Below are 24,210 nucleotides of genomic sequence, written 5' to 3' on the forward strand. Positions count from 1 at the left end.
ACCTCCTTAAATGTTCATTACTACGTATTGTATTCAGACATAATAGGCCTTTATGACACATATAAAAAAGTAATAGGTACGGGGGGAATGAATGTGGAGAATGTGAAACAATTCATTGTATTGGAAGTGAAAAACTTAAAGGAAACTTTGTATTTTTATGAAGGGATTTTAGGAATCAAGCCTAGTTTAGAAAGACCCCAATTAGATGTAACAGGGGTTTGGTATGATGCTGATTCAATGAGAGTTAGTTTTGTAATGAATCGTAGTTTGGGTGGGCGTGAGAAGAGTGTTACGGATTCGGTTGATGTACTAATGTTTTCAATTTCTAACATAGAGAACTTAAAGAAGAGGTTAGTGTTTTATAAAATTGCATATACAGAAAACAAAAGTGAGAAGAGTATTGTAGTACAAGACCCAGATGGATATAAAATTCAAGTGATAGAGAAGGACGAATAAACGGAGGGGATTTAGTGGAGAGGAATTATGAAGAAAGTGCATTGTTTGAGCATCAATTTTGGCTAAAGGTGCTTACTGATCATTCGCAATTTTTACTTGATGCATTAGCTCCAAAGGAAAAAGAGGATATAAAAAAGGCCACTTATTTTGTTGAAACATTTACGAATCTGTTAAATAAAGTTCGTAATGTGAATCTCATTGCGTTTTCAAAAGAGGCAGAACGAGCAGCAAAGGAAATACGAACGTTTAAATTAAGTATTATACAGAAACAACTCGAGGGAAAAATCACTATTCATTTTACACCAACTTTCATCAATCATATGGTAAACGAAGTAGAAGAGTATATAACAGTGTTAGAATTTTTAAAGAAAGGAGAAGTTCCGCCTGTTTTTCATGAATTACATTATCATCTCGTTTGGTTAACGGATGCGGCTGGCCATGCAGGGTCTATTTCTGGTGGATTAGATCTTGTTGAAAAAAGATTAAAAGAGAAAAGCGAAGAATTTACGAAGCACTTTGAACAATTTTACTTAAAGGCAGTTGAAATGACGGGGTATTTACGGACAGAGCTTCATCATTTTCCTGCATTAAAGAAGTTTACAAAAGATGTTTCACTTGAGTTAAACTTATTTTCGCATTTTCTCCATGAGGTTGAAGAGCTGGAGTTATCGAATGAAATATTAAGTGCATTATCTGCTAGAATGGCGGATCATATGGCAAGAGAAGAATGTTATTACTTATTAAAATTAGCACAATCGTCTGGACTTGAGATGCCAAAATGTAATCCGCTTTAAAGAAAAAAGAGGTCAATTTTATTTGGCCTCTTTTTCTGCTTTATTTTCTCTTTTTATTTTTGCTTGTTCAATACTTGCCTGTAATGTCTCCATAATATTGATGATGTTTGGAGTTGGAGAGATTGTTTCGGTTTTTTCCTGTTGTTCAATTTTGTTTTCGATTAGTTCGGTAAGGGCTTCTTTATACTCATCTGTATACATCTCTTGTTCAAAAGGATTTGTAAGATGGTGGATTAAATTGATTGCTGCTGTGAGTTCTTGTTTTTGAATCGGATAATTTTCGTTACTTGGTAAGTTAGGTGTATTTGTTATATCGCGAATTTCATTAGGGTAGTGAATAGTTTGTAATATAAGCCCATCTTTAAAGTTACGGATAATAGCTAAATGTTGTTTTTTTCTAATGGAAATATGGATAAGACCAAGTTTATTCGTACGTTCAAGTGCTTCTTTTAATAATAAATATGATTTTTCATGTCCTGAGGTAGGGCCTATAAAATAAGAACGATCGTAGAGAACAGAATCAATTTCGTTATTTTGGATAAAAGATATAATACGAATAGATCTTGGTTCGTGAGCTTTTTGCAACTCAGCTAATTCTTTTTCATCCATAATAATGTACTTATGAGGTGCGTATTCATAGGCTTTTACAATATCTTTATCATCAATTTCTTCATCCGTACAATCAGGAGCAAATTTTTTATATTTAATAGGTGTTAAGCATTCTTTATGAAGACTTAAAAATTTTATATCGTTTTCTTCTACGGCACTGTATAGTTTGATTCCTATATTTAATAGTCCAAGTGAAAGGGCACCTTTCCATACGGTATGCAAATGAAGCCTCTCCTTTCATTCAAAAATGATTATGTATATTATGAGATAGTAAGAAATTTCCTATACGTTTTTTGTTTTTACGGAATGTTAAGCAGGAGGATGTGGGATATAAAATATATTGACAAGCCCTCCAAAATATTTTAATGTGATTGTATAAAATTGTGTATATAAAGGGGAGTAACTTATTACAGTAAAGTCGTCATTACAGGGAGAAACCCTCGGCTTTATTGGCAACGTTTCGTTGTTAGTGAGACCTTTACCAGCAATGGTAAAGGCCCCTTATTGTCTTTTTTAGGACCCTTACCATGTTTGGTAGGGGCCTTTTTGTATACAAAGAGAGGAGATATAAAAATGAAAAAACTTATTAGTAGATTAAGAGTTGTATTTCATGTTCGCCGATTTGTTCCATTCCTATTTGACTTTTTCACTTCAAAAGAGGTTTCAATAAAGAAGAAAATTTTATCTATTGCGTTTTTAGTTGGTTATGTTGCGATGCCGCTCGATTTAATTCCAGACTTCTTACCGTTTATCGGTATTTTAGATGATATTGGAATTGTATTATTTATTTTGAACCGAATTGTAAAAATGGCGCCAGTTCAATTACAAGAAAAGCATAACGTAAACGTAGGATAGGAGTTGGGGTAGAAAATATGGAGCAAATTATTTTAGATATAATCGAGTTTTTAAAGCAATTTTCTTATTTTGGAGTTGTGTTAGCATTAACGTTTGAATTTATTCCAGCAGAAGTAGTTTTGCCCATGGTTGGTTATTGGGTGTACGAGGGAGATATGAATTTTTGGCTTGCTGTATTAGCCGGAACCCTCGGCGGAACGACAGGACCTTTAACGTTATATGCACTCGGTTATTACGGTGGTCGTCCTCTATTAATAAAATACGGGAAATACTTCTTCATTAAAGAAGAACAAATTCAAAAAGCAGATGATTTCTTTGAGAAATATGGACCGGTTGTAGCATTTGTTGGACGCTTTGTGCCAGGAGTTCGAACGCTTATTTCTGTTCCATGTGGTATGGCGAAAATGAACATATGGAAATTTAGCATATATACATTTGTAGCAATGTTCCCGTTAACGACTTTGTATGTTTATTTTGGAATGAAATTAGGTCCACATTGGGAAAAAGCAGCGGATATTGTTGGGCAATATATGCTACCAATATTAGGAGGCGTTATTCTTATCGTTGCTAGTATCTTTGTCTATAAATATATGAAGAAAAGAAATAAAACGGAATCTATTTAGTCATTTGAATATTTTTTGAAAATAGATGAATAGTACAGGCAAAAGACTCTAAAGGACATACACATATAGGGAATATAAAAGAGAGAGGGGAAACAACTATGTCTTGTGAGTGCTCAGGGTCAGCATTAACTTGTTGTCCAGATAAAAATTATGTGCAAGATAAAGTGTGTAGTCCGTGGTCTGCTACTGTAGTTGCAACAGCAATTGATAATGTTCTCTATACAAATAATATCAACCAAAACGTAGTTGGTACTGGTTTTGTTAAATATGATGTTGGACCGGGCCCAATTACTGTAGAAGCGCTTGATTCTGCTGGGGGTACAATTGATACACAAACATTAAACCCAGGAACGAGTATTGCTTTTACGTATCGTCGCTTTGATAGTATACAAGTTGTGTTACCTGCAACACCTGCTGGAACGTATCAGGGAGAATTTTGTATTACAACACGTTATCCACTTTCATAGCAGAATAGGAGAGGATCGAAATGGGAATGAGAAGTTCCAGTTTGTCTTGTTGTTCTAATAAAACACTTGTGCAAGACCAAGTATGTACAGACTGGTCTATTACAGGTGCTGGTACTCAAATTGTATATACAAATAATATCACGCAAGAAGTATATGGTTCAGGTTACGTGAAATATGATGTAGGTGCCAACCCGATTACAGTTGATTTTTTAGTAGGTGCAACAGTAGTTGATACAATTACTGTACAACCACAAAGTAGTGGTACTTTCACTGTCCGATATTTTACTACTGTCCGAATTACTACGACAGGAACGACTGTTAATCAAGGTGAGTTTTGTATTACAGTACGTTATCCAATCTCATAAAAAGCATACCGTAAACGGTATGCTTTTTATATTAAGGAAATAATGAAATTGGTATTCTATAAGCAACATGTAAATTCACAACAGTACTTGCCTTCTAAATATAGTGAAGGATTACTTGTTATATTGATAATATTGACCGACTGTAGGTCTTTTCCTGTGTACGATATTGTATTACCAGGAAACACAGTGAAAATATTGGTTACTGTTCCAACGATTTGAATTGTAATTGCTTCGGTGCTGCTAGTACTATTGTAAACCGAGACAGTACCTGATATAAGTAGTATCCCATCACTTTGCCATAGTATCATTGATTGTGATGCATCTTTGGCAGATGGGATGGTGTTATTAGTTATGAGGAAGTTCCCTGCAAATTCATTTGTTACTCGCTCGCAATTTGGATTTGGAGGAGGGGGCGGTGGACAAGGGTCTGGACAAATAATAGATAAAGGAGCGAAACAGCCGATATTTTTTTTATTCTTCAATATACCCCCTCCTTTTAAGTTGTCTTTTATTACTATTAAATGTAAAAGCATGGCCGATGTGTTAAAAAAAGAAGGAAATATTAAAAATTAAGATTGTCTAATAGGCTTAAACCTTAACTTATCATTAGTGTTATAGAAAAGATTATATGTGAATAGTCATAGGAAAAGAATGATCAGACTCTTTTAGAAAAAAGGTGGTTGTATACAATAGTACGAGGAATGTTGGACTTAATTTCTAATTAACTGTATATTTACAAAAATCTAATAAAGTTCATTTGTTATTTAAACGACATTAACATGTATTAGATAAAATAGCCCTTGTAATGAATCAATTATTATGAGGAGGATTCAAGTGGACAGAAATGCTTTAAGAAAAGTAAAAGGCCTTATTGGATTATTAATGGTTTTTGTATTAGCATTCGTATCATTTCCGTGGAGTACATCAGTCAAGGCGGAAGAGAAAAAGCAAGAAAGGGCATCAAGTGAGAAGAAGATAGTTTTTCCAGTTGTAAGTGATGTGCATATTAAAAACAGTGGAACAGATGATACATTTCGCTGGAAAAGAGCGATTGAACAATTTAATACACTAGCACCAAAGCAAGATGCATTTGTTATTGTAGGTGATTTCACGGATACAGGGTCAGTGCAGCAATATGATCGTTTCATGCAAGTGTATAATGAAAATGCAAATAAAGATGCCGTGAGAATGAATTCTCTTGGTAACCATGATTATTGGAACGGTTTATCTGTAGAGGGCGCACAGAAGCGTTTCTTAGAAAAAACAGGTATGGAATCAATTTATTATCATAAAGTGGTAAAAGGTTATCACTTCCTTGTTATGTCTCCCGAGAATGGAACAACTCATGGCTATTATTCGGACAAGCAAATTAATTGGTTAAAAGAAGAAATGGTAAAAGCACAAAAAGATGATCCAGAAAAACCGATTTTTGTATTTTTACATCAGCACATTAAAGATACAGTATACGGTAGCCAAGAATGGGGAACGCAAGATAGCGCAAAAATTAATGCAGTATTAAAAGAATATCCACAAGTTATTACGTTTTCAGGTCATTCACATTATCCGTTAGATGATCCGAGATCGATACATCAAAAAGACTTTACATCAGTTGGTACATCTTCAGTAAGTTATATGGAAGTTGAAGGTGGTAAAGTACAAGGGACGATCCCGCCAGGAGCTAGTACGTTAAGCCAAGGCTTATTAGTAGAAGTAGACGATAAAGAAGTAACGATCAATCGCCGTGATTTCCATACAAACTCTTGGACAGGCGAGCCTTGGAAAATTAAATTACCAGCAAAGAAAGACACATTTACACATGTAGAAGATCGTGATAAAGAAAAGCCATACTTTGCTAAGGATGCAAAGCTTGCTGTATCAAATGTAACAGAAAATGCAGCAACAGTAACATTCCCACAAGCGTTGGACAACCTTCTTGTTCATTCTTACCGTGTACAAGCTAGAGATAAGCAAACGGCAGAAATAAAGAATAAATTGTTAGCATTCTCAGAGTTTTATCGTGATCCAGTGCCGAAAGATCTTACGTTTACGCTTGCAGGGTTAGATGGCGGGAAAACATATACACTTGAAGTCGTTGCAATTGATTCGTTTGGTAATGAAAGTGCGCAACCGTTAACGGCAGAAATTACTACGAAAAAAGATGATATTGATCCGAATGTAAAAGTGCCAAAGGCTGATGTTTTTGATGTGAATTTTGCAGATGGTACATTTAAAGACAATTCACCATTTGGAACAAAAGGTGATGTGAAGGGCAATGTGACTATTGAATATGATAAAGCATTGAAAAAGAATGTTATGAAGTTAAACGGACAATCTAATACATTTGGATACCTTCCATTTTCAGCAGCACAAAAAGAGAAAGTAGCAAATACATTTACGTTAGAAACGGTATTTTCAATGAATCAAATCCGTGGACAAGGTATTTTGCAAAATACAGAGAGCGGTGGAATTGGATTTGAGTCTACAGGAAGCGGCTATGTTGAATTATGGGCTCACATTGGCGGCGGTTATAAACGTGTTGGAGTTCAATTAGAAGCAAACAAAACATATCACTTAACAGGAACGTATAACGGAAGTGAAGTAGCTATTTATGTCGATGGTAAAAAAGTAAATAGCCAACCAGCTACAGGAAAAGTGTATCATCCAAATGTACCATTTGCACTTGGAGCTGATCCTGGTAGTAACGGCAATGGTGGTATTCCGTTAAACGGTAAAATCGCGCTTGCGAAATTATATAGTAAAGCGTTAAGTTCTTCAGAAGTATTAGCAGCGTACAATGAGTTTTCTAACCGTACGAAGTTAGAGCAAGTAAATGCGTTATTTGAAGAACTTGGAAAAGTAAAAGAAGTGTTAGCTGGTACGTATGAATTTGGTGATAAGCCAGGTCAATATTCAAAGGAAGCATTTCAAGAACTAGAGAAAAGCTATAATAATGCAAAACAAGTGTTTGAAAATGTAGCAAGTAATGGAGAGCAAATTGTTCAAGCGTATAATGAATTAAAAACTGCAAATCAAACATTTATACAATCTAAAGTAGTAGAACAACCGAAAACATTGAAAGAAAAATTACAAATTCATATTGAATCTGCAAAAGTAGTAGTGAAAAAGGCGCAAGCTGCAAACGTAACGGACGGTTCAGTGAAAGCACTGAGTCAAAAAATTACAGTGGCAGAAGCTGTAGTGAAAGATGTAAAAGTAAAAGATACACAGGTAGAAACAATGAATCGTACAATGGAATATGCAATTTCACTCGTTGAAAAAAGCATAAACAAGTAAGAGAGAAGAAAAGAAGCTTATCATGATAGGCTTCTTTTTTGTTATACTAAAAACAGCATAGAAAAAAGGAGCGAATAATTTGGAACAGAAAAAGCTAAAAAGAATTCTTGAATATGTATGGATCGCGGTTGTGCTCCTTGTAGGATATTATCTCTTAAAAGAGAAAAGTATTTGGGTTTTATTTTTAATGACTTTCTTATTAGCAGGACTAGGAACGTTATTTATTAACTTTTTCTTTGATAGTTTGAATGCCTGGAAGAATAAAAAGAAGGGAACGAAGTAAAGGAGGGAATATATGCAAAAGTGGAAGCTCATATATCAGGTGATTATTTTTCTATTGCTTGTAGGTATTGGAATGGTTAAATACTCGACATCAATAGGAAATTGGGCATGGTTTACAGCTTGCATCGGCATATTTTTCATTTTACAATCGTTGACGAAAAAATATAATAGTACAGAAAGATAGCTCGCCGCTAAAATGGCGAGCTATTTTGTTATGCTTTTTTCTTTTCATCATTTGTTTTTTCAATAGCTAAATGACTATGTTTCCTAGAGTAGAAGAAATAGAAGCATAAGCCGACTATAAGCCAAACTGCAAAGCTAATCCATGTTGTTTTAGACAAATTGATCATTAAATATAAGCAGCAAAGAATCGCGACAACTGGTAGTACAGGTACGAAAGGTGTGCGGAATCCGCGTTTTAAGTTAGGGTGTGTTTTTCGTAAAATAAGTACTGCGCAGCAAACGAATGTAAAGGCTGTTAATGTACCGATGTTTACTAAATTCGCTAGCAAATGTAGATCTAAAAGTCCTGCTAATAAAGCAGCAACAACGCCAGTAATCCACGTATTTAATAAAGGGATTTTTACTCTTTTATTTACACGTGCTAACGCTTTTGGAAGTAGACCGTCACGGCTCATCGCATACGAAACGCGAACTTGTCCATACATAACGACTAAGAGAACGGTTGTCATTCCAGTCATCGCTCCGACAGCGAGTAGTCCTGCAATTGTATCCTCACCAACGAAATGCAATGCAAATGCAACTGGATCAGAGACGTCTAATTGCGTATAAGGAACCATACCTGTTAAAACGAAAGATACAATCATATATAAAACAGTACAAATAAGAAGAGAACCGATAATACCAATTGGTAAGTCACGCTGCGGTTTTTTCGTTTCTTCTGCAGCGGTTGCGATTGCATCAAAACCTAAAAAGGCGAAGAACACAGTGGCAGCCCCAGTAATAATACCGTCGTATCCGAATGGGATGAACGGTGTCCAATTTTCAGGTTTTACATATTTTGCACCTGCTACGATAAAGGCGATAATAACGGCTAACTTAATAAGAACCATAATATTATTAATGCGTGCGCTTTCGCGTATACCAAAACTTAAAAGGCCAGTAATAAGAAGTAAAATACAGACAGCAGGTAAATCGATGAGACCACCTTTTCCTACGCCGGGGGCCGAGGCGATTATGGCGGGCAGGTGTATATTGAACCCTTGTAGTAATGATTGCAAATAACCAGACCAACCGACAGCTACTGCTGCAACGGCAAGTAAATATTCGAGCATTAAACACCATCCGACGATGAAGGCGACGACTTCTCCGACTGTCATGTATGCGTAAGTATACACACTTCCTGAGACAGGAATAGAAGAAGCAAATTCAGCGTAACAAAAGGCTACACAAGCACAAGTAAATGCAGCAATAAGGAATGATAGCATAATACCAGGACCAGAATGTTTTGCTGCAACAATACCTGTTAATACAAAGATCCCTGTCCCAATTACGGCGCCGATTCCTAAAAATGTTAAATCGAGTGCGGTTAATGTTCTAGCTAGCTGCTTTGGTGATTCAGTACTAAGCGCTTTTTTTCGTAATAATGACTTCACTTTGGACTCTCCCCCCGTTTTTTCATTTCCATAACTGCGACTATAGTATGAGTCCATTAAAAAAGAGTAAGTAAGGAAGTGGAGGTGCAGTTATGGTATGGAGTTTTTTAAAATTGCTGGATTAATCTTAATATAATTCAGAATATTTTGTCAAATAAAAATATGACAAATAAAATGCGGATCAATAGGGGAAACTACTTGCAGAAATGGACGGGGGTTAACGACCCACTGATTAAAGTTAAAGTAGGAGCAGATGCTATGTTATTTTATTTTGAACTTGTCGTCATTTTACTTTGTACGAAATTAGCTGGTGACATTAGTGTAAGACTTGGTCAGCCTTCTGTACTTGGTAAGTTAATTGTCGGTATTATTATCGGTCCGGCTGTACTTGGTATTATTAATAGTTCTGAACTGATTGATGAATTGAGTGAGATTGGTGTTTTGTTACTTATGTTTATGGCGGGACTTGAAACAGATTTAGAAGAGTTAAATCGGAATTTGAAATCGTCGTTTGCAGTAGCGGCCGGTGGAATTATTTTTCCTTTCATCGGTGGTTATGTAACAGGATTGCTGTTTGGATTAATACAATCCCATGCCATTTTTTTAGGCTTATTACTTTGCGCAACATCGGTTAGTATTACGGTGCAGACGCTACGTGATCTAGGAAAAATGAATACGAGAGAAAGTACAACAATTTTAGGTGCTGCCGTATTTGATGATGTCATTGTCGTTATTTTATTAGCATTTGTAATGAGTTTTTTAGGAACACAAGATGTGAATATAACACTGGTCATTGTAAAGAAAATTATTTTCTTTGTAAGTATTGTTTTTATTGCTTGGAAAGTCGTTCCTTGGATTATGAAAATGCTTGTCCCGCTTCGTGTAACAGAAGCGTTAATTAGCGCGGCTCTTATTATTTGTTTCTCTTTTTCTTATTACAGTGAAATGATGGGAATTGCAGGCATTATTGGAGCATTTGCAGCAGGAATTGCTATTTCTCAAACAGAGTATAAGCATGAAGTGGAACATAAAATTGAACCGATTGCTTATGCAATATTTGTTCCAGTATTCTTCGTAAGTATCGGAATGGAAATTACATTTCAAGGCATTGGAAGTCAGCTTTGGTTCATTATTATTATGACTCTCGTTGCGATTTTCACAAAGTTAATCGGATCCGGCTTAGGCGCAAGACTGACAGGATTTAATCGCCAATCTTCTATCAGTATTGGTGCGGGGATGGTATCACGTGGTGAAGTAGCGCTTATCATCGCAGCAAATGGACTTACGGCGAATTTATTAGCGAAAGAAAATTTCACAGCGATTGTTATTGTTGTTATATTGACGACGATTATTACACCGCCACTTTTGAAGAAATATTTTGTATAAACAGGAAGGGCTTATCTGATGTAGGTAAGCTCTTTTTTTATTCCCAAAAGCAATGATCATATAGCATGAAGGGTTTGTAATTATGGTAAAATCTATGTATGTGATATGACAAGGAGAGGGAAGTGTGAAGATTACGAAGGACAAGGTTATCGGTGTAATCGTACTTATTGCAGTATGTATACCATTTACTGCATGGAAAGAATCTAAAGTGAAAGATTTTCCGGTTTCTATTTTTTCGGAAGAAGCAGATGGTGAGTACGGTCAGAAGCTGAAATATACTGCTTTTTTACCTGATGTTGCGATTTGGATGAACGGTTGGGAAAAGAAGTGGACAGAAGGGGAAAGAACTGTTTATCAAAAAGGGAATCGCATTGTAAATGTGTTTCATCCTCCTGGCGATGATGGTTATTACCTTCTTGAAGCAAGAGAAAATAAGTGAACGCAACCGTAAGAAGTGGAGGTTAAATAGTGAAAGCTTCAACATTACTATTTAAAATTGAAAGTAATATGGATCAATTTTCACCAGCTGAGAAGAAGGTTGCCATGTACATAATGGAGAATGCAGAGATTGTACCGAATTTAACGACGAAAGAAGTGTCAACGAATGCAGGCGCAAGTGAAGCGAGTGTCGTTCGCTTTTGTAAATCGATTGGAATCGGAAGTTTTAAAGCATTTAAGATAGCACTCGTTCGTGAATTAACGATTGCTGATTATAATATAAATGATTTTTCAGTGATGAATACGGAAGATGGACCGTATGATTTATTTAATAAAGTTACTTATGTGAATAAAGCTGCGATTGAGGCGAGTGTTACTGCGATAGATAAGAAGGAACTTGAGAAAGCTGCAGATCGTATTGTCAAAGCAGATAAAATTATATTTTACGGAGTAGGCGGATCAGCTACGCCAGCAATGGACGGGGCTTATAAATTTACGCGGCTTGGATTTACAGCGATGATGCTATCTGATTTTCATATGATGTTGCCGCTTGTGACAAATTTAAAAGAAGGCGATATATTTGTTGCGATTTCAACATCTGGTCGAACGAGAGATGTGCTTGAAATGGCGCAGTATGCAAAGAGACAAGGTGCAACTGTTATTGGAATTACGAAGCTAGATCAATCATCCCCCCTATATAAAGAAGCGGACATTCGTCTTTGTATGCCAGATGTAGAACAAGATCATCGTATTGCAAGTATTGCGTCGAGAATGACGCAACTGAATATGATTGATGCTTTATATGTGATTACTTTCAACCGAATTGGCAATAAAGTATTGGATCAATTTATGGAGACGCGAGAAGAAGCGTTGCGGTTACGGAAGTTAAAGTAGAAGAAAAGATGAGGAGACTCATCTTTTTTTTATCCCGTTAACGGGCAGTAAGCCCCCCACTTCAAAATTCAGCGGAAGCAAAGAAAGTTAGATGGGGGATCAACTGCCCGTAAAAGCCCGAGTGGTGCGGGCTAATAATCAGTGGGGATGAACAAAACCCCCACTGATTAAAGTTTCACTTTATTATCTTTGACAAAAATATGTCATGTCTTGAAATTTTATTTCATAAAATAAGAAAGAGTTATTGATTTTTAGTTTCTTAAAGTTATAATAAAAGTGTGAAATATAATTTCAAAGAGGGTGGCAATATGTTAGAAAATTTATCGACAGAACATCGTAATGAGAAAACAATGAATCTGGATGAAATGAGCATAAAAGAAGTGTTGCAAAGTATGAATGAAGAAGATCGAACTGTTGCGTTAGCAGTTGAAAAAGAGATAGAACAAATTGAAAAGGTTGTACAGACTGTTATTAAATCCTTTGAAGAAGAGGGACGCTTAATTTACATTGGTGCTGGTACGAGTGGTCGTTTAGGTATTCTAGATGCAGTGGAATGTCCGCCGACATTTGGCACGGATGATAAAATGGTGCAAGGGTTTATAGCAGGTGGATTGAAAGCGTTTACTAAAGCGGTGGAAGGTGCCGAAGATCGCGAAGAGTTAGCGGAAGAAGATTTAAAAAGTATTGGATTAAATGAGAAAGATACAGTGATTGGAATTGCTGCAAGTGGCAGAACTCCTTACGTAATCGGCGGCTTGAAATACGCACAGAGCGTAGGAGCGAGTACAGCGAGTATTTCTTGTAATAAAAATGCTGAAATAAGTAAATATGCAAAGTTAAATGTGGAAGTAGAGACAGGTGCAGAAATATTAACAGGATCAACGCGTTTAAAAGCTGGTACAGCACAAAAATTAGTGCTGAATATGATTTCAACAGCTTCGATGATTGGTGTAGGAAAAGTATATAAAAACTTAATGGTAGATGTTCAATCCACAAATGAAAAGTTAGTAGAACGGTCAAAACGAATTATTGTGGAAGCAACAGGCGCTAGTTATGAAGTAGCGACAGAGTATTATGAAAAGGCAGAACGTAACGTAAAAGCTGCAATTGTTATGGTGTTGTTGCAGTGTGAATATGGGGAAGCACTGGAGAAACTAAAATACGCTAAAGGGTTTGTGAAGAAAGCACTATAAAATAATAGGGAGGGGGATTCTATTATGAAGAAAGAAGAGAGAATGGCCAAGGAAATTTCGGAGCAACTTGGAGGAATAAAAAATATTCGTAGTATTGCTCATTGTATGACGAGACTGCGATTAACGCTTCATGATGAAAGTAAAGTAAACATGGACCTTTTGAAAAAAGTTGAAGGCGTTATGGGTGTTATAGAAGATGAGACGCTTCAAGTTGTCGTTGGTCCGGGAACAGTAAATAAAGTGGCAGCTGAAATGGAAGGTTTGACAGGACTACGAATTGGTGAGGTAGCAGATCATCACCTTGAAGATATTGGGCAAGAGATGAAGTCAGAGATTAAGAAGAAAAATAATACACCGGTGAAAAACTTTTTACGAAAAATAGGAAGTATTTTCATCCCATTAATTCCAGGTCTTGTTGCGTCAGGAATTATAAACGGGGTTGCTAACTTTGCGAAAAACGCTGGTGCTGATCCAAATGCAACGTGGTTACAAATGTTACTACTCATCGGCGGCGGTATCTTTACATTCTTAGGAATTTTAGTCGGCTGGAATACAGCGAAAGAGTTCGGCGGGACACCGGTTCTTGGGGCAATTGCTGGTATTCTAATTTTCAATCCGGCGATGGCAAACGTAAAATTGTTTGGTGAAGCATTAGTGCCTGGAAGAGGCGGATTGTTTGCAGTTATTTTTGCAGCATGGCTTATGGTTGTAGTGGAAAGACAAGTTCGAAAAGCAGTGCCGAATGCAGTTGATATAATCGTGACGCCACTCATTACTGTATTAGTTGTAAGTATCGTAACGATGTTAGCCATTCAGCCATTAGCAGGTTTCTTATCAGATGGTATTACGAGCGGAATTAATGCTATTTTAAATATTGGCGGAGCATTTGCTGGCGCAGTACTTGCGGGAACATTTTTACCTCTCGTTATGGTCGGATTGCATCACGGTTTAACACCAATTCATATGGAATTTATTAATCAAACACAGGTAACACCTTTATTACCAGTACTGGCAATGGCTGGTGCTGGCCAAGTGGGCGCAGCAATTGCGATTTATGTGAAAACAAAAAACAAGCGACTTCGAAATGTAATTAAAGGTGGATTGCCAGTTGGCTTTTTAGGAATTGGTGAGCCGTTATTATACGGGGTGACATTACCACTTGGGAAACCGTTTATTACTGCTTGTTTAGGAGCGGCTGTCGGTGGTGCATTCCAAGCAGTTATGCAAACAGCTTCTCTTGGAATTGGCGTATCAGGGCTATCTTTAATTCCATTAATTGCTGACAATAAATATTTACTATATTTCTTAGGTTTAGTAATTGCATATGCTTTCGGATTTATCTTTACGTACTTCTTCGGATTTAAAGAAGAAATGGCAGAAAACATATAGAGAAAGGGATTCCTTTCTCTTTTTCTATTAATAGAAAGGGAGATTTATATGATCGGAGTTTCCATTTATCTTTCAAAAGAACGAGTAGAGAAACAAGAAGAGTGGCTAAAAGTAGCGAAGGAAAATGGGTTTACATCTATTTTTACATCACTGCACATTCCAGAAGATGATCCAAATACGTATAAAGAGTTAATTCAAATATTGGGGAAACAAGCTCTTGCACATGAAATGGAGCTAATGGTTGATGTTTCTCCAAAATCGTTACACCATTTAGGGCTAACATATGAAAATGTGGAAGAGCTATTGGACTGGGGCATTACCGGTTTAAGAATGGATTACGGCATTGCGCCAAAAGAAATTGCAAGCGTATCTCATAAGATGAAAGTAGCTTTAAATGCGAGTACGATTACAAATTCATTTTGGAAAGAATTACTTGCAGAACATATAAGAGTAGAGAATGTAGAAGCATGGCATAATTTTTACCCACGTCCAGAGACAGGACTAGCAAAGTCCTTCTTACAAAAACAAAATCAATATTTACAGAAGTGCGGAATAAAGACGATGGCATTTATTCCAGGAGATGCGGAAAAACGAGGTCCGTTATATGAAGGGCTACCAACGTTAGAAAAACATCGCAATATGCGCCCGCTTGAAGCTTACTTAGAACTTGTTCAAGATTGTGGTGTTGATAAAGTATTGATTGGAGATATAAGCGCAAGTTTGGAAAGTATGCAAGAAGTAGCTAGTGCAAGTAGAGGGATTATTCCATTGCGTTACAAATCATTTATAACTGATAAAGAAGTATTAAAAGTGGTAGAGCAAGTGCATACAAATAGACTAGATCCAGCTCGTGATGTTATTCGATCTGTAGAATCAAGGGAAGGAAATAGAGTGGTGTTACAGCCGATGCATACAATTGTAAGAAAGAAAGGCAGTATTACAATTGATAATGAATTGTATGGTAGATATGCAGGGGGGATGCAAGTTGCTATAAATGATTTATCTGTAGATGAGAAAGTGAATGTTGTTGGAATGGTTGTGGAAGAGGACGTTTCTTTACTGCCTTATATTGGCGCTGGAAAAATGTTTCAACTTTTTCTATGCGATAGAATAAAAGCTTGAATTAGCGCTATTTTGTAAGAAAACATTATCCGTAAAACGGATAATGTTTTTTGTTTTCTTTAAAAAAGTATTTGACGAATGAAATAAAATACCGTATTGTTTTGACTTGTAAATAAAAGTTCACCATAACAAAACAAAAAGGAGAGTTCAAAATGAATCAATATATTGGGAATTTAATTATTCGTATCGTGTTAGGGGTTACGTTCTTTGCACACGGTTTAGCTAAGTTTCAATCAGGTATCGATAATGTAGCAGGATGGTTTACAAGCATCGGTTTACCAGGTGGTCTTGCATACGGCGTAGCAACAGTTGAATTAGTTGGTGGTATATTATTAATTATCGGTTTAGGTGTACGATATGTAGGATTGTTATTCGCTCTTATTTTAGCTGGAGCTATCGTAAAGGTAAATGGAGCAGCAGGTTTATTAGGAGATGGAAAGAATCCAGGATATGAATTAGATCTTGCATTATTATCAATGGGTGCGTATTTATTCGTAGTAAAAGCAGAAGGATATGTAGATCGTTTCTTAAAAGAGAAAGTAATGAAAACGAAGTAAATTTTATTTATAATTGTTGACTTGAAGAAGTATTGTAACTATAATGGTTACAACAAATAGATTAAGAGTAAAACAATTTAAATATTTTTTTACACAAGATGTAACTATGTCAGTTACGTCTTGTGTAAAAATAAATAAACGGGAGGAAGTAATATGCCTAAATCAAATTTAGAAATTATTCAAAGCACGTATGAAGGATCAGCGTCTTCGAATGCAAAGCATTTAGCAGAAGCCTTCTCTGAAAAAGTGGAATGGACAGAGGCAGAAGGTTTCCCGTACGGCGGAACATATAAAGGCGTAGAAGCTATAATGGAAAATGTATTTAGCCGTTTAGGATCAGACTGGGATGATTATAAAGCAAGTGTAAATACATATCATGAAGTAAACGGAAAAGATGTAATTATTGCTGAAGGTATGTATTCTGGAGTTTATAAAGAAACAGGAAAATCATTTGAAGCAGAATTTGTTCATGTATGGCAGCTTGAAAATGGAAAAATCGTGAAGTTTAAGCAATATGTAGATAGTCATATTGTTAGGGAAGCGATGAAGAGCTAATGCTTTTTAAATGGATTGTAGGTATATGTATTACCATTATGGTAATCATCTCTTCTATAGTTGGCGGAAAGAAATTGCTTGCATATGTGGAAAAAGAAAATAAAAATATTCAAACCGAGCGAGCGGCAAACGAAAAAGAGAAAAAAGCTGCAGAAGAAGCCCCGCAAATTAGTGAAGGTGAAATTATTTTTACTATGCATAAAATGGTGCACCAAAAGGTAAAATCCTCTGAAAAATGGGGATTTGTAGAAATGACAAAAAAGGAAATTTCTAATGTAAAAAGGGATATTGAAAATAGTACAGGTTTTCAATATAAAATGAAGTTACTTTCTATTATAAATAGATGGGAAAAAGGAGATTTTTCTCAAACTGTTGAGGAACATAACTTTTTATGGAGCCTTCAAGGTGGAGATACTGGTAAGGCGACGGAACGTTTATCGCCAGAAGAGGAAAAGCAGTATATAAAAGAAATGAAGAATAAATAAAAACATCGCCAACCCAGATGACGATGTTTTTTCATTAAGAATGTTTTCGTATTAAAGGTCTAGTTGGCTGAACGGCAACAGTTTTGAAATGAGAAAATAAATAACATCCTGTTACAACAACAATTGTCCCTAAAATTTGTATCCACGTTAATTCTTCTCCGAGAAATATGAATGCTAAAATGGCTGTGAAAATTGGATTGAAGTTTAGAAAAATACCTGATGTAGTTGCACCTAATTTTTGTACACCAATATTCCAAAATACCATACAAAGAACTGTCGAAATAAGCCCAGTATATAAAAGTGATGTGATGAAAGAAGTATTTATATTTGAAACAGTGAAGCTACCTATGTTAAACGGTAGTAATAAAATAACGCCGAAAATACCAGAGTACAACGTTGCCATAAGTGGTGTAGTTGTTTTTGTTGCCCATTTACTACAAACAGAATAGATTCCCCAAATACAGACTGCTGCAATCATCCATAAATCACCGCTATTAAAATGTAGTGAAAATAAAAGCGAGAAATCACCTTTTAATAGGACGAGGATAACCCCGAAGAATGAAAGAATCATGGATAGGATTTGAAGTGTATTTACTTTTTCTTTTAGAAATAATACTGAAAATAATGCGATTGAAATTGCATTCAAAGTAGAGATAAGACCTACATTCGTAGCGGATGTTTTTTCTAATGCTAAAAATTGAAAGATGTTAAAAAGAGCGACCCCTGAAATTCCCATCAATATTAAAGGAAGTATTGCGGTACGTGGTGGAAGGATTTTCTTTTCTTTAAACCATACCATCGGTAATAAACAAACAATCGCAATCATCCATCTTAAATTTGTCAGTGTCATCGGTGATGCATGATCGACGAGTGATTTTCCAACGACAAAATTTCCTCCCCATAATAAGCTCGTTAGTAATAGTAAAAAGACGTAAAAATAAGGCATGCTAAAATCCCCTTTTTTATAATTAATACGAATTGTAAATAATTTTAGCATTTTTCTTTATTGTGTAATATATTCTTTTGTATAATGGTAAAAACTCGATAAAATATTTATCTGTGAATGATATTTACAGAATGATATTCAGTTTTGGATAAATTATAAGGTGTTTTTTCGAATAATCATCGGTAAGAAAAAAGGGGGAATTGTAATGGAGTCGTCTGTTATTAAAGTGTTGGATGATTTGGATGTACAAATTTTAGATATATTGCAGAAGGAGTCACAAGTAAGTAATGCAGAGCTGGCACGTCGCGTTAATTTATCACCGGCTGCGATGCATGCAAGAATAAAAAGGTTAGATGGGGAAGGGTTCATCGATAAGCAAGTTGCGATTTTAAATCAAGAAAAGCTTGGGTTTGATTTATTATGCTTTATTTTTATGAGTACGAATATTCATCAATTTGACAAGTTGGAAGTGTTGGAGAAAGAATTAGAATCGATGCCGGAAGTGTTAGAATGTCACTGTTTAACAGGGGAGTACGATTATTTATTAAAGGTTGCAAATCGTGATCGTAAAGAACTAGAGCAGTTTATTAGAAAGCTGAATAAGCTTGGTATTACACGTATACAGACGAGTTTGGCACTTCGTGAAATTAAATATTCAACAGTATTGCCGATACGAGATGAGGAACCGAGCATCGATTAGATTGCTTGGTTTTTTGTTTGTATAAATTGATTGACGAGGAGAAAAGAGAGATGTATTATTATATAAAATTATGAATTAAAATTCATTTTAAGTTATAAATATTAATATTGAGGGGCAAGGGGATGTAATATGAAAATCTGTAATGCGGTGACGAGTGATGTGAAAGAAATTTATAGTCTTATTGAGGTTTATGCAAAAGAGGGAGTTGTTTTACCACGTTCTCTTTTGTCTCTTTATCAATATTTGCAATGTTTATATGTTATGAAAGAAGACGAGAGAATTGTTGGAGTTGCTGGATTGCATGTATTAGGAGAAGATCTTGCAGAAATACGATCGTTAGTAGTTTTGCATACATATGCAGGGAAAGGGATAGGGCGTATGCTCGTAAATCATGTAATGGAGGAAGCTACGAAAATAAATGTAAGAAGAGTAATTTCCTTAACATATGAAACAGTATTTTTTCAAAAGTGTGGATTTGATTTTATAAATAAAGAAGCGTTGCCAGAGAAAGTATGGATTGATTGTAGACATTGTCCAAAGGTGGATTATTGTGATGAAGTAGCGATGGTGCGGTATGTTGGATGAAAAATTTATAGAGAAAAAGTTCCCACTATTATTTACAGATATAGTGGGAACATGTATTTCCATAAGAAATGGAGATGTGATTAAGAATTTGAATTCGTTTGTCTTACGGCAAAATTATAAAGTGGATCTTTAAGTTCATAGTTATACGTTAAACCGTCAACAATTCCTACAACTTTATCATTATCATAAAGATCAAGCATAAATTGTGCCATTTGTTTTGCAGTGTGGAATTTTGGTACAACATTATCGTATTGGAATTCATCAATATCAAATGAACGCTTCGCAAATTCTGTTTCAGTTGCAGCAGGAGCTAAAACTTTTGCTTGCAGTTTTGCGCCTTGTTCTTTCAGTTCGTGAGACAGCCCTTCTGTAAATGCACTTACATAGAATTTCGTAGCGCAATACGTAACAGCATCAGCAACAATCGTGTATCCGCCGCCCGATGAAACGTTAATAAGCTGTGTTCCGTCAACCTTTGAATAATCTCGAACGAAAAGAGAAGAGAGTATTGTTAGTGCTTCTATATTGACATGCAACATCGTCTCGATTTTATTTAAATTTTGTTCAGCAATTGAGGCGAAATTACCAAAACCTGCGTTGTTAATCCACGTTTCAATTTGAAAAGATTGTAGGCTTTCATAAAGTTTATAAACATCTTCAGTAACAGATAAATCAGTTCTTCGAATGACAACATCCAATTCTGGATGCATTTCGTTAATTTTCAATTTTAATTCGTTTAATTCTTCTTGTCTTCGAGCTACAAGTACTAAATTTTTTCCGCGAGATGCAAATGCTAAAGCTGCTTCATAACCAATTCCGGAACTTGCGCCAGTAATAACAGTGTATTTCATATAAAATCCCCCTAAGTTCAAATGAATTTATTATGGTTAGATTGTATTTGTTAGAGTATACTCTAAGTCAAATGTTTTTTATAAATTTGATAAGGTCATAAAATATATGAGGGTAAGCATGTGGAGGGAGTTTTAGTATGTACACAATTAGCGAGGTAGCAAAATTATTAGGCGTGAGCACACATACACTACGTTATTATGAAAAGGAAAATATATTAATTGCAAATCGAGATACAAATGGAAATCGACTTTACGAAGAGTCACATATAAAGTGGTTGCAGTTTGTAATGAAATTAAAACAAACGCAAATGCCAATAGCGAAAATAAGAGAATACGCTAGATTATATACAGAAGGGGAGCATACAACAGAAGCTCGTTTACAGCTCCTAGAAGATCATAGGAAATCTATTCAGATTCAAAGAGAAAACTTAGAAGTTACAGAGAAGATGCTCGAGAATAAAATTCGTGCTTACAAAAGCTCATTGGAAAAATAAATAGAAAACAAAATTCGCTCCTTAGTTATAGGATAAACATGGATTTGATCTCATAGTGTGTTGGTAAATAAAGAAGAGCAGCTAGCAAAAGCTAACTGCTCCATTCAAGGGATCTCTCCAAGGGGGAGTGGAGAAAATATTATGTTACTAGCAGTATTGACAGATTATTGAGAAATATACAGTGGACGATAGAATTTTTTCTAACTACATGTGGAATCAGAAATAAATTGTCTGGTAGGACAGTTTATTCGACTATTTACAGACTGATTGAATCTTCATTTTATGTTTAATTTATCTGCTTATCGTTGATAATTAGCTATTTTTTTACTGAAAAATAATAGCTTTAACAATAAAGTTTATAAATAAAATAAACATAGTTATATATCGCATTATATTTATAATATAATGTTAATTATGAAGTAAATCTATTATGAATAATAACAAAGAATATGTAAGCAGACTAGGTTATTCTTATCCTGATATTACTTATAAATAAACTAACAATGATAGATGGTGATTTAACAATAGAACAGGGGATAAAAAATAAAAGATGCATTCAAGAATAAATTTGAAAATAAATAAGAGTTGAAAAAACTAATTATTATTTCATTCCACAATAACTAGTAGGGAGATTTCTAACTCAAAATTAGGCTGAAGCAAAGAAGTTAGTGGGCAGTCGTGCTGTCCGTTAATGTCCGATTGGTTCAATTAATAATCAGTGTATAATGAACAAAATTCCTACTGATTAAGTTTTACTTTATATATTATTTAAGGAGTTACGTTAAAATGGCGACATATTTTACAAGAACTTTTTCCGAGATGATTCAATTTAGTCCCCCGTATGTTTCACCTATTATTGGAACAATATTTTTAATAATAGCGATAATACTTATATGGAAATACAAAAAAAACGACCTCTCTTTAAAGTTTTTGATCTTACGATTATTGCTAGTAAGTGTATCTTTTATTTATACAATGGGAGTATTAATAATTACAAGAATCGAGGCGATACCGTGGTCTATTTATGAAAGAGTGCTTGAGAATAAATCTATTTTTAAATTTTCTACACCACAATTAATTCCTTTTGATTCTATAATTCACATATTAAATATATATGGAATCGGAACTATTATTTTAGGTAATATATTACTTTTATTACCACTAGGATTTTTTCTGCCGTTATGGTTTCGAAATCTATTCAATTCTTATGTAGTAATATTCTTAATCATATTAACGTCAACAACAATCGAATTTTTACAATATCTTTTTGGGGTGGGAATACCTAATGTTGATGATGTGTTATTAAATACGATAGGAGGAGGAATTGGATAGGGTTTACTAAAAGTAATCGTATGTTTTAAAAGTACATACAAATAAATAATCCACATGAATAATAAGGGGATGCTTGTATATCGATTCGTATCGTATTCCCTTATTCTATATTTCTGCGCATATTTATTATGAAAATCGATTCTTGACACAGTATGATTTATTCATATACAATGTGTATGAATGACATTCAGTCATTTTCTGTGGCAGGATGTAGTTAGTTTGAAAACGGAACAAATATAAATGGTAAATGAGGATGATAGTTGTTTATATATAGTAGTGATGAAAGAGCATATTTTTTTTAAAACAAAAATGACTGATAGTCAGTCATAAGAGGTGAGAGGTATGAAAAATAGAGCTTGGTTATATGTCATATTAACATGTATCTTTGAAATTTTTTGGGTGTTTGGTTTTAATACGGCTAATACTTGGTGGCATTGGATTATTATTTTAGGAGTTATCGCTGTTGATTTTCACTTCCTTTCTAAAGCGTGTGAACATCTTGCAACCGGGACTGTATATGCTGTTTTCGCCGGAGCTGGTACGGTAGGTACTTTCTTGATGGATGTATTTCTTTTCGGCGGAAGTTTCAGTGTAGGGAAGTTATTCTTTATCGTGATGGTTGTAGCTGGCGTTATCGGTTTAAAGCTAGCTGATAATAAAGAAGAAACTGTGGAAGGAGCTGCTTAAAGATGGGTTGGTTTTTCGTATTTTGTGCTGCAATTAGTGAAATAGTCGGTGTGATAGGACTTAAAATGTATAGTAAAGATAAAACATTAGCCAATGGTGCGATTTATATAGGCGGGTTTGCTACATCCTTCGCATTCTTGTATACATCTTTCTTATTTTTACAAGTCAGTGTCGCGTATGCGGTTTGGATCGGTATTGGAACAGCAGGTGCCGTTTTATTAAACATGTTCTTGTTTGGGGAGTCGAAAAGTAAAGCGCGTATTATTAGTGTGTTTCTTATTGTATGTGGAGTGACAGGATTAAAGGCACTTTCTTAAAGATATATTGTATTTCTATCTCCTAATTGTTTATTAGGAGATTTTATTATAAAAAAAATGATTTCCTCTTAGAGTTCACTATCATTGACAGTACAATCAATTATCTTATAAAATGAGTGACAGTCATTCAATATGCGTGTGAAAGGGTTTAGATGATGAATAAAAAAGAGAAAATTGTCTATGCAGCTATTGAAGTGTTTCAGGAAAAGGGCGTCGAAAAAACGAAGATTTCTGATATCGTGAAATTAGCTGGCATTGCGCAAGGAACTTTCTATTTATATTTTCCTTCTAAGCTATCTGTTATGCCTGCAATAGCAGAAGTGATGGTTGAAAAGATGATACTTGCAGTGAAAGAGAAAGTACAAAAAGATGTACCTTTTTCAAATAAAGTGGCACAAGTAATCGATGCGGTGTTTCAATTTATAGAGGAATATCGTGAAATACAAGCTTTAATGTATGCAGGTCTTGCATCTACAGAACATATAAAAGAGTGGGAAGCTGTGTATGAGCCTCTTTATATGTGGTTAAGCGAATTTTTAAGTGAGGCGAAAGAAGCTGGTGAAATTCGTGATTCGGTTCACGCAGAGCGAACAGCGAAGTTATTTATCGCTCTAGTTGAATCAGCAGCGGAACAAGTTTATTTATATGATCATAAAGATGATGAGCAAGTGGATTTGCAAAAGGCAGAAGTACTAGATTTTTTAACACATGCACTACATATAAAGAAGTAGTAAGATGAACCTGTCTGAAAAGGTAGGTTCATTTTTGAGGAAAACTGAATGATAGTCATTCACCTAATGCTTATGTATGTGTGGAAGGATAGAGTGAAATTCTAATGAGTGGAGGCATCCTCACTCATTACTAGCCCGCAAAGAGCAGGATAAAGAAAAAGCTTCTTGGGCATTATTTTTTGAGAGG

At 35.1% G+C, this 24,210-nt stretch carries 31 protein-coding genes; 26 read left to right on the plus strand and 5 right to left on the minus strand.

Annotated elements, in window-relative coordinates:
• Window positions 1-27 precede the first annotated feature (27 nt).
• Window positions 28-456, plus strand: a complete 429-nt coding sequence (locus DN399_RS04215; protein WP_162837398.1) for a VOC family protein — start codon at window positions 28-30, stop codon at window positions 454-456.
• Between the two features lie 14 nt (window positions 457-470).
• On the plus strand, window positions 471-1,250 hold the full coding sequence (locus DN399_RS04220; RefSeq protein WP_000440986.1) for a DUF2935 domain-containing protein: 780 nt from the start codon (window positions 471-473) through the stop codon (window positions 1,248-1,250).
• Between the two features lie 18 nt (window positions 1,251-1,268).
• On the opposite strand, the gene ku is transcribed toward DN399_RS04220, so the two are convergent.
• Complete coding sequence (ku, locus tag DN399_RS04225; RefSeq protein ID WP_149149335.1) at window positions 1,269-2,081, minus strand: non-homologous end joining protein Ku; 813 nt, start codon at window positions 2,079-2,081, stop codon at window positions 1,269-1,271.
• Window positions 2,082-2,432: 351 nt separating this feature from the next.
• Here ku and DN399_RS04230 point away from each other — a divergent pair, with 351 nt between their 5' ends.
• From DN399_RS04230 to DN399_RS04245, 4 genes are all read left to right on the plus strand, one after another.
• On the plus strand, window positions 2,433-2,714 hold the full coding sequence (locus tag DN399_RS04230) for a YkvA family protein (RefSeq protein ID WP_000733844.1): 282 nt from the start codon (window positions 2,433-2,435) through the stop codon (window positions 2,712-2,714).
• Window positions 2,715-2,731: 17 nt separating this feature from the next.
• On the plus strand, window positions 2,732-3,337 hold the full coding sequence (locus tag DN399_RS04235) for a DedA family protein (protein ID WP_000435015.1): 606 nt from the start codon (window positions 2,732-2,734) through the stop codon (window positions 3,335-3,337).
• A 98-nt stretch (window positions 3,338-3,435) separates the two neighbouring features.
• On the plus strand, window positions 3,436-3,804 hold the full coding sequence (locus DN399_RS04240) for a DUF3992 domain-containing protein (RefSeq protein WP_001277540.1): 369 nt from the start codon (window positions 3,436-3,438) through the stop codon (window positions 3,802-3,804).
• Window positions 3,805-3,824: 20 nt separating this feature from the next.
• Complete coding sequence (locus tag DN399_RS04245; protein ID WP_000525819.1) at window positions 3,825-4,169, plus strand: DUF3992 domain-containing protein; 345 nt, start codon at window positions 3,825-3,827, stop codon at window positions 4,167-4,169.
• Window positions 4,170-4,225: 56 nt separating this feature from the next.
• Here DN399_RS04245 and DN399_RS04250 read toward each other — a convergent pair whose 3' ends face one another.
• Window positions 4,226-4,609 carry an S-Ena type endospore appendage gene (locus tag DN399_RS04250; RefSeq protein ID WP_231009435.1) on the minus strand — a complete coding sequence of 128 codons (384 nt, stop codon included), beginning with the start codon at window positions 4,607-4,609 and terminating at the stop codon, window positions 4,226-4,228.
• Here DN399_RS04250 and DN399_RS28580 point away from each other — a divergent pair.
• The 4 genes from DN399_RS28580 (at window position 4,494) to DN399_RS27970 (ending at window position 7,929) form a co-directional block, all read left to right on the plus strand.
• The gene (locus DN399_RS28580) at window positions 4,494-4,742 is read left to right on the plus strand and encodes a hypothetical protein (protein WP_002023335.1); all 249 of its coding nucleotides are present in this window, start codon (window positions 4,494-4,496) and stop codon (window positions 4,740-4,742) included. The genes DN399_RS04250 and DN399_RS28580 overlap by 116 nt on opposite strands.
• 261 nt (window positions 4,743-5,003) lie before the next feature.
• A complete protein-coding gene (locus DN399_RS04255; protein ID WP_149149336.1) occupies window positions 5,004-7,463 on the plus strand; it encodes a LamG-like jellyroll fold domain-containing protein in 2,460 nt (819 codons plus the stop codon).
• Window positions 7,464-7,542: 79 nt separating this feature from the next.
• Entirely contained in the window at window positions 7,543-7,746 is a 204-nt protein-coding gene (locus DN399_RS04260) for a hypothetical protein (protein ID WP_000435803.1), read from the plus strand.
• A 12-nt stretch (window positions 7,747-7,758) separates the two neighbouring features.
• A complete protein-coding gene (locus DN399_RS27970; RefSeq protein WP_001174840.1) occupies window positions 7,759-7,929 on the plus strand; it encodes a hypothetical protein in 171 nt (56 codons plus the stop codon).
• 28 nt (window positions 7,930-7,957) lie between these two features.
• On the opposite strand, the gene bcaP is transcribed toward DN399_RS27970, so the two are convergent.
• Window positions 7,958-9,361 (minus strand): branched-chain amino acid transporter BcaP, encoded by a 1,404-nt coding sequence (gene bcaP / locus DN399_RS04265; protein WP_016121946.1) that lies wholly within the window; start codon window positions 9,359-9,361, stop codon window positions 7,958-7,960.
• Window positions 9,362-9,523: 162 nt separating this feature from the next.
• Between bcaP and DN399_RS04270 the strand changes: the two genes are divergently transcribed.
• From DN399_RS04270 to DN399_RS04310, 9 genes are all read left to right on the plus strand, one after another.
• Window positions 9,524-10,747, plus strand: a complete 1,224-nt coding sequence (locus DN399_RS04270) for a cation:proton antiporter (RefSeq protein WP_060852387.1) — start codon at window positions 9,524-9,526, stop codon at window positions 10,745-10,747.
• A 124-nt stretch (window positions 10,748-10,871) separates the two neighbouring features.
• Window positions 10,872-11,186, plus strand: coding sequence for an outer surface protein (locus tag DN399_RS04275; RefSeq protein ID WP_149149337.1), 315 nt, complete (start codon window positions 10,872-10,874; stop codon window positions 11,184-11,186).
• A 29-nt stretch (window positions 11,187-11,215) separates the two neighbouring features.
• Window positions 11,216-12,079 (plus strand): MurR/RpiR family transcriptional regulator, encoded by an 864-nt coding sequence (locus tag DN399_RS04280; protein ID WP_000648159.1) that lies wholly within the window; start codon window positions 11,216-11,218, stop codon window positions 12,077-12,079.
• A 308-nt stretch (window positions 12,080-12,387) separates the two neighbouring features.
• On the plus strand, window positions 12,388-13,272 hold the full coding sequence (murQ, locus tag DN399_RS04285; RefSeq protein ID WP_000892348.1) for an N-acetylmuramic acid 6-phosphate etherase: 885 nt from the start codon (window positions 12,388-12,390) through the stop codon (window positions 13,270-13,272).
• A 24-nt stretch (window positions 13,273-13,296) separates the two neighbouring features.
• Entirely contained in the window at window positions 13,297-14,661 is a 1,365-nt protein-coding gene (locus tag DN399_RS04290; protein ID WP_000711297.1) for a PTS transporter subunit EIIC, read from the plus strand.
• 48 nt (window positions 14,662-14,709) lie between these two features.
• The gene (locus DN399_RS04295; RefSeq protein WP_149149338.1) at window positions 14,710-15,783 is read left to right on the plus strand and encodes a DUF871 domain-containing protein; all 1,074 of its coding nucleotides are present in this window, start codon (window positions 14,710-14,712) and stop codon (window positions 15,781-15,783) included.
• Window positions 15,784-15,935: 152 nt separating this feature from the next.
• A complete protein-coding gene (locus DN399_RS04300) occupies window positions 15,936-16,340 on the plus strand; it encodes a DoxX family protein (RefSeq protein WP_001077751.1) in 405 nt (134 codons plus the stop codon).
• A gap of 153 nt (window positions 16,341-16,493) precedes the next feature.
• Complete coding sequence (locus DN399_RS04305; protein WP_001126697.1) at window positions 16,494-16,895, plus strand: nuclear transport factor 2 family protein; 402 nt, start codon at window positions 16,494-16,496, stop codon at window positions 16,893-16,895.
• Window positions 16,895-17,380: a PRK06770 family protein gene (locus tag DN399_RS04310; RefSeq protein WP_000897989.1), complete on the plus strand. Its 486-nt coding sequence runs from the start codon at window positions 16,895-16,897 to the stop codon at window positions 17,378-17,380. Before DN399_RS04305 ends, DN399_RS04310 begins: the two co-directional genes overlap by 1 nt.
• Window positions 17,381-17,414: 34 nt before the next feature.
• Here DN399_RS04310 and DN399_RS04315 read toward each other — a convergent pair whose 3' ends face one another.
• The gene (locus tag DN399_RS04315; protein WP_001146239.1) at window positions 17,415-18,326 is read right to left on the minus strand and encodes a DMT family transporter; all 912 of its coding nucleotides are present in this window, start codon (window positions 18,324-18,326) and stop codon (window positions 17,415-17,417) included.
• Between the two features lie 205 nt (window positions 18,327-18,531).
• On the opposite strand from DN399_RS04315, the gene DN399_RS04320 reads away from it, so the two are divergent.
• Both DN399_RS04320 and DN399_RS04325 read left to right on the plus strand, forming a co-directional pair.
• A complete protein-coding gene (locus DN399_RS04320) occupies window positions 18,532-19,026 on the plus strand; it encodes an Lrp/AsnC family transcriptional regulator (RefSeq protein ID WP_000446095.1) in 495 nt (164 codons plus the stop codon).
• Between the two features lie 129 nt (window positions 19,027-19,155).
• A complete protein-coding gene (locus DN399_RS04325; protein WP_086388815.1) occupies window positions 19,156-19,611 on the plus strand; it encodes an N-acetyltransferase in 456 nt (151 codons plus the stop codon).
• An 80-nt stretch (window positions 19,612-19,691) separates the two neighbouring features.
• Here the strand turns inward: DN399_RS04325 and DN399_RS04330 are convergent, their stop codons facing one another.
• Entirely contained in the window at window positions 19,692-20,462 is a 771-nt protein-coding gene (locus tag DN399_RS04330; protein ID WP_149149339.1) for an SDR family NAD(P)-dependent oxidoreductase, read from the minus strand.
• A 137-nt stretch (window positions 20,463-20,599) separates the two neighbouring features.
• On the opposite strand from DN399_RS04330, the gene DN399_RS04335 reads away from it, so the two are divergent.
• The 5 genes from DN399_RS04335 to DN399_RS04355 all read left to right on the plus strand — a co-directional run bounded on the left by DN399_RS04335 (window position 20,600) and on the right by DN399_RS04355 (window position 24,023).
• Window positions 20,600-20,956, plus strand: coding sequence for a MerR family transcriptional regulator (locus tag DN399_RS04335; protein ID WP_006921034.1), 357 nt, complete (start codon window positions 20,600-20,602; stop codon window positions 20,954-20,956).
• Between the two features lie 786 nt (window positions 20,957-21,742).
• Complete coding sequence (locus DN399_RS04340) at window positions 21,743-22,288, plus strand: VanZ family protein (protein ID WP_149149340.1); 546 nt, start codon at window positions 21,743-21,745, stop codon at window positions 22,286-22,288.
• Window positions 22,289-22,630: 342 nt separating this feature from the next.
• Window positions 22,631-22,975, plus strand: coding sequence for a DMT family transporter (locus tag DN399_RS04345; RefSeq protein ID WP_000796022.1), 345 nt, complete (start codon window positions 22,631-22,633; stop codon window positions 22,973-22,975).
• Window positions 22,976-22,977: 2 nt separating this feature from the next.
• A complete protein-coding gene (locus tag DN399_RS04350; protein ID WP_000539671.1) occupies window positions 22,978-23,292 on the plus strand; it encodes a DMT family transporter in 315 nt (104 codons plus the stop codon).
• A gap of 152 nt (window positions 23,293-23,444) precedes the next feature.
• The gene (locus tag DN399_RS04355) at window positions 23,445-24,023 is read left to right on the plus strand and encodes a TetR/AcrR family transcriptional regulator (protein ID WP_002023345.1); all 579 of its coding nucleotides are present in this window, start codon (window positions 23,445-23,447) and stop codon (window positions 24,021-24,023) included.
• The last annotated feature ends 187 nt before the right edge of the window (window positions 24,024-24,210 follow it).

It is taken from the genome of Bacillus sp. AR4-2 (assembly GCF_008274865.1).
GTDB lineage: Bacteria > Bacillota > Bacilli > Bacillales > Bacillaceae_G > Bacillus_A > Bacillus_A cereus.

Bases quoted from the DNA above. Each gene is read 5' to 3' on its own strand.
- DN399_RS04320 (WP_000446095.1), top strand. From the start codon at position 18,532: ATGGAGTCGTCTGTTATTAAAGTGTTGGATGATTTGGATGTACAAATT.
- DN399_RS04330 (WP_149149339.1), bottom strand. From the start codon at position 20,462: ATGAAATACACTGTTATTACTGGCGCAAGTTCCGGAATTGGTTATGAA.
- DN399_RS04345 (WP_000796022.1), top strand. From the start codon at position 22,631: ATGAAAAATAGAGCTTGGTTATATGTCATATTAACATGTATCTTTGAA.
- DN399_RS04270 (WP_060852387.1), top strand. From the start codon at position 9,524: ATGACAAATAAAATGCGGATCAATAGGGGAAACTACTTGCAGAAATGG.
- DN399_RS04350 (WP_000539671.1), top strand. From the start codon at position 22,978: ATGGGTTGGTTTTTCGTATTTTGTGCTGCAATTAGTGAAATAGTCGGT.
- DN399_RS04325 (WP_086388815.1), top strand. From the start codon at position 19,156: ATGAAAATCTGTAATGCGGTGACGAGTGATGTGAAAGAAATTTATAGT.
- DN399_RS04305 (WP_001126697.1), top strand. From the start codon at position 16,494: ATGCCTAAATCAAATTTAGAAATTATTCAAAGCACGTATGAAGGATCA.
- DN399_RS04315 (WP_001146239.1), bottom strand. From the start codon at position 18,326: ATGCCTTATTTTTACGTCTTTTTACTATTACTAACGAGCTTATTATGG.
- DN399_RS04245 (WP_000525819.1), top strand. From the start codon at position 3,825: ATGGGAATGAGAAGTTCCAGTTTGTCTTGTTGTTCTAATAAAACACTT.
- DN399_RS04300 (WP_001077751.1), top strand. From the start codon at position 15,936: ATGAATCAATATATTGGGAATTTAATTATTCGTATCGTGTTAGGGGTT.
- DN399_RS04240 (WP_001277540.1), top strand. From the start codon at position 3,436: ATGTCTTGTGAGTGCTCAGGGTCAGCATTAACTTGTTGTCCAGATAAA.
- DN399_RS04355 (WP_002023345.1), top strand. From the start codon at position 23,445: ATGATGAATAAAAAAGAGAAAATTGTCTATGCAGCTATTGAAGTGTTT.
- DN399_RS04290 (WP_000711297.1), top strand. From the start codon at position 13,297: ATGAAGAAAGAAGAGAGAATGGCCAAGGAAATTTCGGAGCAACTTGGA.
- DN399_RS04295 (WP_149149338.1), top strand. From the start codon at position 14,710: ATGATCGGAGTTTCCATTTATCTTTCAAAAGAACGAGTAGAGAAACAA.
- DN399_RS04230 (WP_000733844.1), top strand. From the start codon at position 2,433: ATGAAAAAACTTATTAGTAGATTAAGAGTTGTATTTCATGTTCGCCGA.
- DN399_RS27970 (WP_001174840.1), top strand. From the start codon at position 7,759: ATGCAAAAGTGGAAGCTCATATATCAGGTGATTATTTTTCTATTGCTT.
- DN399_RS04310 (WP_000897989.1), top strand. From the start codon at position 16,895: ATGCTTTTTAAATGGATTGTAGGTATATGTATTACCATTATGGTAATC.
- murQ (WP_000892348.1), top strand. From the start codon at position 12,388: ATGTTAGAAAATTTATCGACAGAACATCGTAATGAGAAAACAATGAAT.
- DN399_RS04235 (WP_000435015.1), top strand. From the start codon at position 2,732: ATGGAGCAAATTATTTTAGATATAATCGAGTTTTTAAAGCAATTTTCT.
- DN399_RS04335 (WP_006921034.1), top strand. From the start codon at position 20,600: ATGTACACAATTAGCGAGGTAGCAAAATTATTAGGCGTGAGCACACAT.
- DN399_RS04340 (WP_149149340.1), top strand. From the start codon at position 21,743: ATGGCGACATATTTTACAAGAACTTTTTCCGAGATGATTCAATTTAGT.